The following is a 15,922-nucleotide window of genomic DNA, read 5'->3' as shown; positions in this document are numbered from 1 at the left end:
ATAGGTTAAGCATCCGGATGGATGTGACCCCGTTTCGACGTCGACGCCTGCAAAAGTCGGATAGCCCCTGTCAAGTTTTTTTGCATAGTTGTATTCTAACGATGCTGAGAAGTAGGGGTTTATGCTCAGCGGCGCTGATTGGAGGCGGCTCCTTTCAGCGAAAAGGAGATGTAGCGATCGAGGGGGCAAACCGGTCGATACATCGTTTAGGGCCGCGCGTAACAGTGGAGTGAACTTACGAGTTCAGTGCGGGGTAAGTGTTATGGTGGCGAAACCATTCGTCATGATGGTCGTTGCGGCCCTCATCGGTCCGGCCGTCGGCGTGGGCCTTTTCATTCTAATGAATAATTTCTGACCCGGCGGACCGTAAGGCTTGCCGATCAGCAGAGTTGTGTCATCGCATGCAGCCATTAGCTGCCGGCGAGGGCCATATATTTGCCGCCTCGGGGCGCGGAGTTCGCCCAGAGTCCGCTGAGTTGACGCCGCAAAGGTCAACTATCGTCCCGCGTTAAGCTGCCGTCCGTTCCGGCGTCGGCATTAGCGCGGCATTGCGACACCGATGTTACGTCTTCTGCGGCATCTGACCGCTCTAGCGGACTTCTGCCTCTGGGCGCCGCGCTGGATCACGCGCTGGCTGATGATGGCCGTCGCGTTCAATCCGAAACTGGGACCGCTCCGCCACGTCTTTGCGGCCGCGATCCTCTACGTGCTCTTTGCACTTGTCCTAGTCTACATCGCGGCCCCCCTCCGCGGCTACCTCGGCGATCTCTCTATGCACGACAAACTCGGCTACGACGCCGAGCGTTGGCTTGCGACGGCCATCTACGATCCGAAGGGCAACTTCGTCGGCACCTTCGATCCCCGCCTCGATAGCCTGCGCGACGTAAATTATACCGACACCGCCATCGCCCTCGGAGATTACGTCGCCAACCCCGACCACAAATCGATCCCCGTTCGCGAGGTGCCGGAGCAATATTGGCGCTGTCTCTCCTATCACGAGGACCGCTATCTTGGCGGGCCGCTCAATCCGTTCGGCATCGATCTCGTCGGCGTTCTGAAAATTCCGCTCTCGACGATCACGCGGTCGATCGCGGCGCGCAGGCCGTCACTCGGCGTCGGCGGCTCGACCCTGCCGATGCAGTTCGCACGCGTCATCTACAAAACCCCGCCCAGCGCCGATGAAAGCGGTATCGACAAGCTCAAGCGCAAACTCAGCGAATGGTGGCTCGCCCCCGTCATCTACCGCGACCTGACCAGAGGCGGCGACGACACGCTTCTGAAGCAATGGGCAGCGAACCACATCTGGCTCGCCCAGCGCACTGGAGGTCAACCGCTGCACGGTGTTGAGGTGACGAGCCAAGTCGTCTTCGGCAAGGAAGCGAAAGACCTGTCGACCGCCGAGCAATTCGTGCTGGCGTCCGCGGTCAACAAACCGATCATCCTGCTTGAAGGCAACGACCGCTTGAATGCCGTCCGCCTCGACCGCTGGCGCTACATCACCGAGGTCCGTGCTCGCACCTGCGCCGAAAAACTCATCACCGACGAAGCCGAGCAGAAGAAGGTCGTCTTCGAATTGATCGCGCTCGGCGGCGGCCCACCCGACCCCAAGCTCAAGCCGAAACTCGAAGCCGCGCTCGAACGCTTCGCTCCGACCCAGGTAAAACGCGCGGAAGCGAACCCGATGATCCGCGCCAACCTGCTTCTACCCGCCGCGCGCTTCGGCATTCGCGAGGAGATGAAGCAGAGCTACGGTTTCGCCTGGCGCGATTACGTGCGCGGCGTAACGACCACCTTTGACATCGGCGAAAATCTCGGCTTCCGCGAAAAGATCGACGGCGAGCTTGCCGTGCTCGATACGAAGTGGTCCTCCCGGATTGATCCGGCCTTTACGCTGGATCCGAAAAAGGTGACGGCCGACAAAGCGCTGCCGAACGTCATCGTCGTCGCGGCCGACGGCAACGGCAACATCGTTCGCTATTACGAGGCAGGCGAGACGGCCGCCTATTTCGGCTCGCTTCCCGCGCGCCGCCCCGACACCGGGCTTTACGATCCAGCGCTTGAAAACCGCCAAGTCGCTTCGACCGGCAAAATGATCCTCGCCGTCGCGCTCGCCAACCAGGGCCGCGATAGCCCCGAAAGCCTCTATCCCGATCCGCAAGCGCCCGTGAGCGGGCTCGATACGTGCGCCAAGGGCGGCAGCTCCGGCAATCGTAAGGCTGTGGTCGCGTTCGCCTGCTCGCTCAATGCGCCTCTCATCGCGCGCGGCGCGCAACTCGGGCAAGCCCCGATCAAACGGCTGATCGATGGCTTCGGCTTCACGATGCCCCCGGCCGCCACGCTCGGAGGCACGCCGCCCTCGACGGCCGTCGTCCTCGGACAAATCGCGGGTGCACCACGACGAGTCCACTTCCTGTCGAGCGTGATCCTTGCGTCGCTTATCGGTCGGGGCACGAAATCGATCCGACCGCCGTCGCTGATTGCGTCCTACGATTATACGCAAAAGGGCCAGGGCGGAGCCGGCATCACCGCTGAAGCACGCCCGGCGATCATCCCCAAATCCTTGATCCGCCCGAGCGCGGCGGGACTGATCCGTTCGCTCCTCGAAGCGCCGCTCTGCTATCAGACGGGCGGACAATCCTACGGCACGCTGAAAAGCCTCAGCCAGTGGTGCGCCCGCCGTCGCGGCGACTTGCGTCTTCACTTCGCGAAAACCGGCACCTCCGTAACGCTCGACCCGAACGCCACCGTCGATACGTGGGCGTCCGGCGGTCTGCAATTCGCCAACGGCGCCGCTTATTCCTATGTCGTCCTCGTCGGCAGCGGAAACGCGTCGCGTCCATGGGCGCGCGATCTTCACGCCGCCCAGATCGCCGCGCCGTTGCTCGACGTGCTGCTTCGCGATCTCTCGGACCACGCCAAGTCGAATCCGCGCCGCGATTTCCTTCCGAGGCGATCTTCAGGTTCGGTTGCCGCCATTTCGGTGCGTCCGAAAGACATCGCCGACGCAACAGCAAACCGCGAACGCTCCCCCGCAGACGAACAATTACGCGCCCTCACCGCGAACTGACGTCATCCCCGACCGTCATTCGCTTCGCTCATTCGGTCGAGGATGATGCACCGCATTCATCCTCGCGCTAAAAATCCGCCAGCACTCCGACATTGCTCAGCCGCAGTTCAACCATCAAAAACGCCGACTGCGCGCGGATCTTACGCTCCTCTCTTGGGTAGGGTTGGCGGCAATGAACCGGGAAGGTGACAACCTCGGGCGGGGGTCAGGCTCGCTTCGCCTCTATGCAGACGTGCGCGACAACGGCGACGCGGCGCCGAAGTCGTCGCGCGACTGGAAGCGCGCGATCCTGATCGTTGGCCTCGGCACGCTGTCGTGGGTCGCGACCTATGTCGGCATGCTCGAATTGATCGAAGCCAACATGGGCGATTTGCCGATCGCGCATCGCATCATCGTCGGCTTTTCGGTCGCGATGCTGATGACGATGATCATCTGGCTGCTCGACCAATTGTTCCGCCCGCATCCGTTCCTGACGAAACTCTCCTACGCCGGCGGTTACGTCTTCCTGTCGTTGATCTCGATCGGTTTCGGCTTCGGCTTCTACTGGAAGGTGCTCGAAAGCCGCGGTGAAGCCTCGCGCTCGGCGGAGAGCGCCGTTTCGGACGTGCAGAACGCCCTGCATGGCGCCGAAACGCGCCTCGAGCAGCTTCGGGCGACGCTCACGCAACTCACCCAGGTCTCGACCGATAAAGCTCAACTCGAACAAACAAAGGGAACATCATGCCCCAACTCGAAACCGGGCGACGGTCCGCGCCGGAAAATGCGCGAAGACGATGCGCAGCGTTTCTCGTTCGCGTCCGACTTCGTGAAGGGCCGGATCGGCGCCGTGAAAACGGACATGGAGGGGTTGAACGGCGACCTGGCGAAGATCGTCTCGGCCGACGCCTCGACGTTCGACCCGAAGACGGGAACGCGCAATGAGTTCATGCGCGCCCTCGGCCGCAAGCTCGAACTAACCGCAACGGGCTTCAATGCATTTCGCACCGATCCGCAGCTTCGCCAGATCCGCTCCGATCTTGCCGACCGCGCCGAACGCTCGACGTTCGGCGATGGCAAAAGCGGCACTGTCTCCTGCCCCGACCCGCAGTTGCAGATGGCGTTGCGCGGCGTCGTCAAGGCGATCGACCAATTGCCCGAGTTGCAGAAGCCCGAGATCGCGACCGTCGAAGGCCCGGAAGCCACCATCGAAGCCTTCCGCCGCCTGACCACGACCTTCTACGGCTTGCTTGCGTTCAAGATGCCGCCGTCATCGGAAGATCTGCGCGAATTGCAGAAGAAGGCAATCCAATCGGTCGAGAACCCGGTGGAAGCTCGAAACACGGGTGATGCCTTGGCTTCCGGCCTCTCCAAACGCGACTACGTCCCGCTTGCGGTTGCCCTGTTCGTCGATCTCTGCCTTTTCCTCGTCTCGATGGGTCAACGCCCCGGCGGCCGTCTCGACGGTCTCGTGCCGAAGATGAAAGCCGCCGAGCGCGGACCGGTCATCGAAATCCTGTCGCGCTTCAACGACATTCACCGCGACAAGCAGATCCGCGAGAACTTTGAGCTGTTTCGCCATGTCGTCTTCGACATGAACGGCGACTACTACGTCGCGGTGCCACTCGACGCGCCGCCGCGCATGAACCCGGCCGAGCGCGAAAACCTTCGCGTCGAAGCCCAGCTTCTCGCCAATCTATTCGCGAGCTTTGAGCGCGAAAAGATTTTCAAGCGCACGCTGTTGCCGACAACCGGCAGCATCCAGAAGCGCCTTGCCCGCCAGGGCTCGAAGTTCGCAGGATCAGAATCGTTCCGCGTCTATAAGTTCTTGAATGGCGCTTGGTCCGACATCATCCTCGGCGCCGTCATGGGCGCGGCTAGGCGTGCCGAGAGAAACGAATTCGGCGGCGCGCGTGCGAGCGATCAAGACGCCGTTCCCATGGCACCGCCTCCGCAAGCGCCGGTGTCGAGCGTGGCCGACGGACCGGTTCAACCTCGTCGCGTCGACATGGAAATCGACGAACGCACCGCACCCGCGTCATCTCCGAAGTTCGAGCCGGACATGCAATCGGACCCGCGGCCAGCGCGCGCCACTATCGGGATCGACCCCGATCACGAAGCCCGCTTCGGTCCCTACGCGAACGCTTATCGTCCCGAACCCACCTTGAACCCGCCGCAAGCGCCTCGTATCCGGCGCGCGCCGCCGAAGCCCGATCCGGAAGCCGACGTCACGGTCAAGGCCGCCAACAGCAACACCATGGATGCGGCCGCCGTCATCATGCCGCCGCCACTGCCTGAACTCCGCCCGGCGACCGTCGTTACGGTTCCCCGCAGCGTGCTGCACCGCATCGAGCCCGCCCAGGCCGATGCGCCCGCGCCGCATACGGAAGCCCGCGCCAGCGTCATCCTTCAGCGCGAGACCGCGACATTCTCCGTTCCGGTGAGCGAGGCCGTTATGCCGGATTCGCTAAAAGCCGCGATGCAGAGCTTCGGTGGGCGCTGGACAACCCCGCGCATCGTCGACGCCGAGGTCGTACCGGTCAATCCCGGCCCGATCTCGCGCGGTCAGGCGCTCCACGCGGAAGATCCACTGTCGGACGACGACCGCGCCTTTATCCGCCGCATCGCTCCGCCTGCTGCCGAATAAAAAAGCTTGGACAGAAAAAGGGATAACTGCGTTTGCCTTAAATAGAACCGGGCGGCAACGCTTGTTTAACATTCTTCTTGGCTTAATGGGGACGCCGGATGCCCAGCGGGGGGCAGTTCGAATTCCGGACATGATCGGCTCGAAATGGGAAATTTTAAATGCGCATCGCTTCACCTTCGCGGCCAATGATATTGTCTCGAACGGACAAGGAAGCACGGCTCAAGGACTTTATTGGCGAGGCGTTTGCCGCCAACGGCGAAGCTTCGGCACGTGAAGTTTGCCTGACGCTCTTCGTCCGCAATCCCGACAGTCCGGCCGCGCGCGGGCTTTATGCAGCATGGTCTGAAGGCCTGATCGAAAGCGCTCGTATCCTGATCGTGGTTGGCGAAACGAGTGTCGAAGATCCGTCGGCTCCGTCAATTCTTGACATCGCCAGCGCCGAGTGCCGCGTCATTGCGGACGCGCGTTTCGGCCCCGCGCACGAACAGCTCACTGTCGGACATTCACGGGTCTGGATCGGCGATTGCCTCCGCCGCGATCCGACCAAACGCGATGCCTTCGAGCTTTACCACGGCAACGATACCACGACGAGCGTGTTTGCAATCGCGTCGTTCGAGAAGCTCTGGTCGCGCGCGGCACAACGGAAGCTTCCGCCTGCTGCAGGCCTGTCGCCCGAGATCATCGCCGCCCAGTCGGACGATCCGAACGCGCTGCCCCGCAACCCGCGCCACTAAGCCGGTCCATATTCGAGTCGGTGTCATCCTCGGCTTTATGCCGAGGATCCATCGGGCGACATTATTCAAAAACCGTCATTCCGGCCTTCGCCGGGATGACGTTACGTCGGTCAGCGACCCTCCGTCCGCACCTCGACGAACGGCATTCAATCTTCACCAATCCGAAACTTATCCCCGCGCTTTCGCCGCGTGATAAATTGCGCCTCGCTTTGTTTTTGGAAAAAGGCCGCAAGAACGCGCAAGCATCGGAATTTCCCAATTTATCGCCGCGCTTCGGCCCTTGGGCCCTGTTGGTCTTTTGCGTGAAGCACGACTTGGCGATACTCCGCGCCGACTAAAGCTTGACGGCGCGACTCTGCGCCGCTCGTGCGCTCTCGTTTTCAGGCACTCACACAGGATGCCATCCATGATTTTCCTCGCGCGCCTTGCGGCGGTCATCACTCTCATGCTGGCGACGTTCGCGAACGCCGGCGCGACCGAGAAGCCCTTCCTGCATCAGGGCGTCGCCGCCGACGCCAAACGCTACGAAGCCTACCTCAAGGCCAACTGGAAGCCGGGCGGCAAAACGCCGGCGGCTCTCAAGACCGACGCCGAAAAAGTCTTCGCCAGCGACCCTCGCGCCGCCTCGCGTGCCCTCGCCAATGCCGTCTCCGCGAACGATCAGGATTCCGCTGCCTGGACGCGCCTCGCCGAAGCCCTGCTCGCGATTCCAGCCGATCCGAACAATTCGAGCGAACGCTACGACCTGCCGATCTACGCCTCCGGCGCCGCCTATCGCGGCTATCAACTCGCAACCGCTAACGCCGATAAGGGCCACGCGCTCTATGTTCTCGGTCGTACGCTCGAAGCCCGCTCCTACTGGCGTCCCGCTCTCGACGCGTTGAGCTTGAGCCTCGCGCTCGCCGACGACCAAACGACGCGTGAAATGTATGATCGCCTGCGCGGCCAGTACGGCTTCCGCATGACCGACTACAAGACCGACAACGACGCAACGCCGCCGCGCCTCTGCCTGCAATTCTCGGAAGATCTCTCGCGCACGCAAACCGACGTCGCGAAATTCGTTTCCGTCGGCGGCAAGGACCCGCAGAACCTCGTGCAGGACGGCAAGCAGCTCTGCCTCGAAGGCCTCAAATACGGCGACCGCTATGAAGTTCAGATCCGTGCCGGTTTGCCGTCCGACATCGGCGAAAAGTTGCTCAAGACGTCCGACATCGCCGTCTATATCCCCGACCGCACAGCATTTGTCCGCTTCGGCGGCAAGGCCTACGTGCTGCCCTCGCGCGGCCAGCAGGGCATTCCGGTCACGACGACCAACACCAACAAGATCGACGTCGAAGTCTACCGCATCGGGGATCGCAACCTCGCGACGACGCTTCAGTCCGGCGACATGCAACGCCAGTTGTCGAGCTACGACGTCGACAACATCCGCGACCGGTCCGGCATCAAGGTCTACCAAGGCCAGATGGACATCGCGTCCAAGCTCAACGAGGAAGTGACGACCGCTGTCCCGGTGACGGACGCCGCCGGCAAGCTCGAACCGGGCGTCTATGTCATCGTCGCGAAGCCCTCAGAAAAGCAGAAAGAAGAAAACTACGAGCGCGCCACGCAATGGTTCATCGTCTCTGACCTCGGCCTCACCGCGTTCTCCGGTAACGACGGCATCCACGCTCTCGTCCGCTCACTGAGCGCGGCGACCGCCGTCGCCGGGACATCCGTCAAGCTCGTCGCCCGCAACAATGAAGTTCTGGCGACCGCCACGACCGACGACCACGGCTATGCCAAATTCGATGCTGCGATCACCAAGGGCGAAGGCGGCGCCGCACCCGCCATTCTCGTCGCGCAGAAAGGTGAAGGCGAATACGCCTTCCTCGACCTGACGCTCAACGCCTTCGATCTCTCGGATCGCGGCGTACAGGGCCGCGATCCCTCGGGCCCCGTTGATGCCTTCATCTACACCGAACGCGGCGTCTACCGCGCTGGCGAAGACGTGAACGTCACCGGACTCGTGCGCGATCAGTTCGGTAAGGCTTCGTCCGTGCCCGCAACACTGATGCTCTTCCGTCCCGATGGCGTCGAGCAGACCCGCGCACTGATGAACGACCAAGGCCTCGGCGGCCGCGCCCGTGCGCTGCATCTCGCGAAAACGGCCGCGACCGGCACCTGGCGCGTGAAGCTCTATACCGACCCAAAGGCCGAGCCGATCGCCGAAAGAAGCTTCCTCGTCGAAGACTTCGTGCCGGAACGGCTCGACATGACCCTGTCGGCGAACATCAAGTCGCTCTCGCCCGACGAGAACCAGACGATCGAGGCCGATGGCCGCTATCTCTACGGGCCGCCTGCATCGGGCCTCGGCCTCGAAGGCGAAGTCGTCGTCAAAGCCTCCGGCAAGGACGTTCCCGGTTTCGCCGGTTACGTCTTCGGACAGGCCGACGAATTCGTGACGCCCGCGCGCCAGCCTCTGCAAGCAAACCTCGCGATGGACAAAGATGGCAAGGCTGCCGTGCCAATCGCGCTGCCGCAAATGCCCAAGACCCCCAAGCCGCTCGAAGCCGCGATCACCGTCAAGCTGCGCGAAGACGGCGGCCGCACCATCGAACGCAACCTGACGCTTCCGGTCGATCTGAAGCTCGAGCGCATCGGCATCAAGCCGCTGTTCGAAGACTTTACAGCGCCGGAAGGCCAGAACGCAGACTTCAACGTCGTGCTGCTTGGCACCGACGGCAAAGCCGAAGCCAACAGCAACCTCACCTGGACGCTGACGCGCCTCGACACGAACTGGCAGTGGTATCGCCGCGACAACGCGTGGACCTACGAAGCCGTAACGGTAAAGCGCAAGATCGGCAGCGGCACGCTCGCCGTCACAGCCGACGCCGCCGCGAAAATCTCGCAACCGATCGACTGGGGCCGCTATCGCCTCGACGTCACATCGAACGACGCCGACGGACCGGCTTCGAGCGTTATCTTCAACTCCGGCTGGTACACGACGGGCGAGAACATCGACAGCCCCGAGCAGCTCGACGTCGCTCTCGACAAGGACAGCTACAAATCCGGCGACACCGCGAAACTGCGCATTGCCTCGAAGCTTGGCGGCAAAGCCCTCATCGCCGTGCTTGGCGCAGGCCTCGACCTGATGAAGGAAGTCGATATCGCCAAAGGCGGCGGCGAGGTCGAAATTCCGGTCTCCGGCGAATGGGGTCCTGGCGCCTACGCCACCGCGATCCTCTATCGCCCGATGGACGAAGCGCAGAAGCGCATGCCGAGCCGCGCCATCGGCATTCGCTGGCTGCCGATCGATCAAAGCAGCAGACAGCTGAAAGTCGCCGTGACGCTTCCCGACAAAGTGAAATCCGGCGCGCATATCGATGTTCCGCTAAAGGTCGAGGGGCTGAAACCCGGAGAAGACGCACGCATCGTCGTCGCGGCCGTCGATCTCGGCATCCTGAACCTTACGCGCTTCGAAACGCCCGCCCCTGAGAACTGGTTCTCGCAGCAGCAGAAGCTGTCGTTCGAAATCCGCGACTTCTACGGCAAGCTGATCGACGGCATGCGTGCCGACCGTGGCAAGCTCCGTTCAGGCGGCGATGCTGGCGCAGCTCTGCAGGGCAACCCGACGGTCGAAACGGTCGTATCGCTCTATTCCGGCATCGTGCAAGTGAAGGATGACGGCACCGCGAGCGTCTCGTTCGATCTGCCGGACTTCAACGGCACCGTTCGCTTCATGGCGGTGGCCTGGAGCAACGACAAAGTCGGCCACGGCTCGGGCGATCTCATTGTCCGCGATGCGGTCGCGCTCACGGTCGCCGTCCCGCGCTTCATGACCTTAGGCGATGAAGTCGATCTCGGCTTCGGCGTCCACAACGTTGACGGCCCGGCTGCGGCCTACAAGCTCATGCTTGCGCAAAAGCAAGGCGACGATCGCAACGAAACGCTGACTCCGATCGCCGACAAGACAGCCGATCTCAAGCAGGGCGAGCGCACGATGCAACGCATCGTCTTCAAGCCGTCTGAGCTTGGTGAAATCACGCTGAAAGCCGTTGTCACCGGCCCGAACGACATCGCCGTCAAACGCGAAATGACGTTCAACGTCTTCCCGCCCGCTGGCGACATAAAGCGCACGACGATCTCGTCGCTGAAGCCCGGCGGCAAACTGAGTGTCAGTTCGGATATCGCCTACGATCTGATCCCGTCACGCACGAAGATCAACATGTCGGTCGGACCAGCTGCTCGCCTCGACGTGCCGACGCTCCTCGCCCAGCTCGATCGCTACCCCTACGGCTGCGCCGAGCAGACGGTGTCGCGCGCGATGCCGCTCGTCGTCGCCAATGCGGTCGCGGCGCAGATCGGTCTCGCTCAGGACAAGGAACTGAAGGACCGCGTCCAGAAAGCCATCAGCCGCGTCTTCGAGATGCAGGATTCCACCGGCGCCTTCGGCGTCTGGGGTCCCTATAGCACCGATCTCTGGCTGACCGCCTACGTCACCGACTTCCTGACGCGTGCCAAGGAAGCGAACTACGACGTGCCGCGCGAGAACTTCAATCGCGCTCTCGATCGGCTACAGAACTTCATCGCTTACGCGTCCGACTTCGAAAAGGGCGGCGAAGATCGCGCCTACGCGCTCTACGTCCTGGCCCGCAACGGCCGCGCCCCCATCGGCGACCTCCGTTACTACGCCGACGAACGCATAGGCCGCTTCTCGACACCGCTGGCAAAGGCGCAAATCGGCGCCGCGCTGGCGATGATGGGCGACAAGGAACGGGCCGAACGAACCTTCGCCGCCGCCCTCGCCGCGATGCCGGATACGCCCGATAGCGGCTATCGCAGCGACTACGGCTCGACGCTGCGGGACGGTGCCGCTCTCGTGACGCTCGCCGCCGAAACCGGCATCGCACGGGAAGAGCAGCCAAAGCTCGCGATCGTCATCGCCAAGGCCTACGAGACGCGCACATATACGTCCACGCAAGAACAGGCCTGGATGCTGCTCGCCGCCAAGGCCATGAACGACGAGGTAAAGGCGACGACGCTTTCGGTCGATGGCAAGCCCGTCAGCGGCCCACTGCTCAAGGGTCTGACCCCGGCCGAACTAAAGAACGGCGCTCTGACGATCACCAACAACGGCGACACCGCCGTCGACGCCGTGATCTCCGTCATCGGTGCCGCGTTGACGCCCGAGCCTCCCGTCTCGAAAGGCTTCAAGATCGAGCGTCAGGCCTACACGGTCGATGGCAAAAAAATCGATCTTGCGAGCCTCACCGGCGGCAAGTCTCAGGTGAAGCAGAACGATCGCTTCGTCATCACCGTCAAGGTGACGTCGGACGATCCCGCCGGACGCGTCATGGTCGTCGACCGTCTGCCCGCGGGATTCGAGATCGAAAACCCTCACCTCGTCGACAGCGGTTCGATTTCCGGTCTCGCGTGGCTGAAGTCGACGGCGGAACCAGAGCACACCGAGTTCCGTGATGATCGCTTCGTCGCCGCGTTCAACTTCGCCAACGTGCAGACGTCGTCCGACACCGAAAACAATTCGTCCCTTCAGGGCGCGCTCCAGGACTCGATCGAAATGTCGAACAGCACCGTCGTGCTCCCCGACGGCACGACGCAGCTGAAAGCCCCAGCCGTGACGGCGACGCTCGCCTACATTGTCCGCGCCGTCACGCCCGGCACGTTCGTCCATCCGGCGGCGACGGTCGAAGATATGTATCGGCCGGAGCGCTATGCCCGCTCCGCTACCGGCACCCTCACCGTATCGTCGAAGGAGTAACGCGACGTGGGGCTGGGGCTTCTGATGAAACGTTTGCAAGCGATCGCGTTCCAAACCCCTTCCCCGAAGGGGAAGGGCCGGAGAGAGAGTGACGAACCGTCGGTGCCCCCAGCGTCAGCCACCCTCCTCCGGCGCTTCTCGCTCTTCTTCAAAAGAATCGGTGCGGTTCCCCTCCCCCTCCGCGGGGAGGGGAGAAGCGGCCTTCGCCGCTTTGCTGTGGCCTCCACCATCGCCCTGCTCGTCTCTTTAGGCGGCGCCTACGGACTCTACGTCAAAGCCTTCGCCGACGCCGGGCCGCTGCCGCTCGAAAATGCCAAGGCCGTCTCGACGACGGTCGTCGATCGCGACGACCGCCTGCTCCGCGCCTTCACGACGACGGACGGCATGTGGCGTCTTCCGGTTGACCCGCAAAACGTCGATCCGCACTACCTCAAGATGCTCTTTGCCTTCGAGGACAAACGCTTCTACAGCCACCACGGCGTCGACAACAAAGCTATCGTGCGCGCGGTCCTGCAGATGCTCCGTCACGGCCGTCTCGTCTCCGGCGGCTCGACGTTGACGATGCAGGTTGCGCGCCTTCTCGACGGCCGCCACGAACGCACCGCGAGCGGTAAACTTCGGCAAATGGCCCGCGCCGTCGAACTCGAACGCGTTTTGTCGAAGACCGAAATCCTGAAGCTTTATCTCCGCCTCGCGCCGTTCGGCGGCAATCTCGAAGGCGTCCGGGCCGCGTCTCTCGCTTACTTCGGCAAGGAACCGCGCCGCTTATCGCTCGGTGAATGCGCGCTACTCGTCGCGCTTCCGCAATCGCCGGAAGTCCGCCGTCTCGATCGCAATCCGCAAGCCGCACTGCGCGCCCGCAACCGCGTTCTGACGCGCGCCGTAGCCGCCAACGTCATCACCGCTGCCGAAGCCGAACGCGCGAAAACCGAACCCATTCCGGCCGTGCGTTACACGTTTCCCCTGCTCGCGCCGCATCTGTCGGAAAGCGAAGTCGCGGCGCATCCGGCGGAAAGCGTCATCAAGCTGACGCTCGATCGCAATCTGCAAGCGAGCCTCGAAAAGCTCGCGCAGGATCACGCTCGCATGATTGGCGGCGACGTCTCCACCGCCATCATCGTCGCCAACCATCAGACCGGCGAGATCCTCGCCGAAGTCGGTTCCGCCGATTACATGGACAAGGCCCGCCAGGGCGCCGTCGACATGGCAACCGCTGTCCGTTCGCCCGGCTCGACATTAAAACCCTTCATCTACGGCCTCGCCTTCGAAGCCGGTCTCGCACATCCCGAAACACTCATCGACGACCGGCCAGTGCGTTTCGGCACTTACGCGCCGAAGAATTTCGACGAAGGCTATCACGGCACCGTCTCGATCCGCGAAGCGCTCGAGCAATCGTTCAACATCCCGGCCGTTCGCGTTCTGGCGCGCGTCGGACCCGGAAAGCTCGTCGGCCGCTTCCGCCGTGCGGGCGTCGAAGCGCGCTTTCCCGATAAATCCGAACCGACGCTGGCGATGGCGCTCGGCGGCACCGGCCTGACGCTCGAAGACATGACCCAGCTTTACGCATCGCTCGCGCGCGGCGGCGACAGCATCATGCTGACCCACCGCTGGAGCGAGCGCGGCAAGGTCTGGGCGACGACGCACGTCAAACCGCTCGTCAATGCCCACCGCCTGATGTCGCCGCTCGCCGCTTGGTACGTGACGGATATCCTGAAAGACGCACCGCCGCCGCTCAACGCCAAGGGCGGCCGCTTCGCCTATAAGACGGGAACGTCTTACGGCTACCGCGATGCCTGGGCCATCGGCTACGACGGCAAGTATGTCGTCGCCGCCTGGGTCGGCCGCCCGGACAATTCGAGCATCCCCGGCCTCGTCGGCCGCAGCGCCGCCGCCCCGATGCTGTTCGATGCCTTCGAACGCGTTCCGGGTCCACGCACGCCGCTGCAGGGCGCGCCGGCAAATGTCATCCGCGCAACCAACGCCGAGCTTCCCGCGCCGCTGAAACGCTGGCGCGATCCGGGCGACGATCCGGCCGCCGGAAAATTTCTCGAACCGCCCGTCTTGATTTCGTTCCCGCCCGATCAATCGGAAATCGCCGAATCCGATCTCGACGGGGAGCCGCTGGTCTTGAAGGCTGACGGCGGCGCACTGCCGCTCACCTGGCTCATCGACGGCAAACCCATTCCCTCTGATGCGCACGCCCGCGAAGTGACGTGGCAACCAACCACCGGCTTTGCCAAGCTGACGGTCATTGACGCCAACGGCCGCACCGACCGGTCTGCGATCCGGGTCAGATAATCAGTCATGTCATCCTGGGGCCCGTCCCCGCCCCGTCCGTTTCCCCCGAGGAACCTGCGCATCACCCCTCGGAATCAGATATCGCGGCTGCGAACGAACCGCGTGAAGGATACGACAAAGTCTCATTTGGAACCGGTCCATCGATGGTGCAGAGTGAGCGCGTGTACAGTCTTCATAGCCCGCAGACGCCGGGCTTGGTACTCGCCCGCATTCTTCTTTCGCAACTTCTCGTCATTCGGAATACCAACACCTCATGAGCAACCGTCGTCCTTCGATCTGGAGCCTTGCGCTCACCGCCACGACGCTCGCCATGGTATTGGCCATCAGCGGTTGCAACGACGCTGAGCAAAAAACGTCGTCATCGCGCGTACTGCCCGCCCTCGGCGCCAAAGCCGATGAGACGTCCGTCTCGGGCATCTCCTCCGGCGCTTACATGGCAGGCCAATTCCAGATGACGCACGCCAAGCGTGTCGTTGGCGCCGCGATCATCGCGGGCGGCCCCTATGGCTGCTCCGAAAGCATCTTCGCGAATACGATGCCGGGCACCGGTACAGCGATCCTGAATCTCAGCAAGGCCGTCAACGGTTGCATGCTCGACCTCCTTGGCATCTGGGGTGTCTCCGACCCGGAAGACCTCGCAAGGAAAGCCGAGGAGCGCGCCGAGAAAGGCGAAATCGATCCGATCGCCGACGTCGTGCGGGACCGCGTCTATCTTTTCACCGGAACCGCCGATCACACCGTCGCGCCGTCGATCGTCAGGCACGCGGCGGAGTTCTATCGGAAGCTCGGCGTTCCTGAAGGCAACATCAAGCTCGTCTCCGATCTTCCCGCCGGCCACGCGTTCGTGACGGATGATGAAGGCAGTTCGTGCGGCGTCTCGGGCGATCCCTACGTCGTCAATTGCAATTACGATCAGGCCGGCGCGCTTCTGAAACAGATCTACGGCGATCTCCAGCCGCGAGCGACCACGCTTTCCGGCAATTTCATTGATTTCAATCAACGCCCATTCGTCAGCAACGACGACAACGCCGAACTCGCCGAAACCGGCGTCGTGTACGTGCCCAAATCCTGCACCGAAACGCCGGGCTGCCGCGTCCACATCGCTTTTCACGGCTGCGCCCAAAACCGCGAGGCCATCGGCGATACGTTCATCAAGGAATCCGGCTTCGCCCGTTGGGCCGATACCAACCGCATAATCGTACTTTTTCCACAGGTCGCGAATTCCCCGATCAATCCGCAAGGCTGTTGGGATTGGTGGGGTTATACTGGCCCTCAGTATTTAACGCGTGACGCGCCGCAGATTGCCGCAGTCAACAAAATGCTCGACGCCTTGCAAGCGTCGCCTGGAGGCGCATAAAGCCTACCGGCAACCAAGCGCCGGACGGGGGCGCGCCAATAACAAGACGGCCGCCTCTTCAGCGCGGTGAACGGGGGGAATTCCA

At 62.8% G+C, this 15,922-nt stretch carries 6 protein-coding genes; all 6 read left to right on the top strand.

Going from position 1 to position 15,922, the window contains the following annotated elements:
* The first annotated feature begins 559 nt into the window (after positions 1–559).
* A complete protein-coding gene (locus tag WC811_RS00305; RefSeq protein ID WP_372639699.1) occupies positions 560–3,067 on the top strand; it encodes a transglycosylase domain-containing protein in 2,508 nt (835 codons plus the stop codon).
* Positions 3,068–3,239: 172 nt separating this feature from the next.
* Entirely contained in the window at positions 3,240–5,690 is a 2,451-nt protein-coding gene (locus tag WC811_RS00300; RefSeq protein WP_372639697.1) for a hypothetical protein, read from the top strand.
* Between the two features lie 158 nt (positions 5,691–5,848).
* Positions 5,849–6,424 carry a hypothetical protein gene (locus tag WC811_RS00295; RefSeq protein WP_372639695.1) on the top strand — a complete coding sequence of 192 codons (576 nt, stop codon included), beginning with the start codon at positions 5,849–5,851 and terminating at the stop codon, positions 6,422–6,424.
* Positions 6,425–6,830: 406 nt separating this feature from the next.
* Positions 6,831–12,182 carry an alpha-2-macroglobulin gene (locus WC811_RS00290; protein WP_372639693.1) on the top strand — a complete coding sequence of 1,784 codons (5,352 nt, stop codon included), beginning with the start codon at positions 6,831–6,833 and terminating at the stop codon, positions 12,180–12,182.
* A gap of 24 nt (positions 12,183–12,206) precedes the next feature.
* A complete protein-coding gene (gene pbpC / locus WC811_RS00285) occupies positions 12,207–14,480 on the top strand; it encodes a penicillin-binding protein 1C (RefSeq protein WP_372639691.1) in 2,274 nt (757 codons plus the stop codon).
* Positions 14,481–14,733: 253 nt separating this feature from the next.
* Positions 14,734–15,837, top strand: coding sequence for a poly(3-hydroxybutyrate) depolymerase (locus tag WC811_RS00280; protein WP_372639689.1), 1,104 nt, complete (start codon positions 14,734–14,736; stop codon positions 15,835–15,837).
* Positions 15,838–15,922 lie beyond the last annotated feature (85 nt).

It is taken from the genome of Hyphomicrobium sp. (genome assembly GCF_041659645.1).
GTDB lineage: Bacteria > Pseudomonadota > Alphaproteobacteria > Rhizobiales > Hyphomicrobiaceae > Hyphomicrobium_B.
The sequence above is the reverse complement of the archived record's forward strand: the minus strand, read 5'-3'. Positions and strand labels throughout refer to the sequence as shown.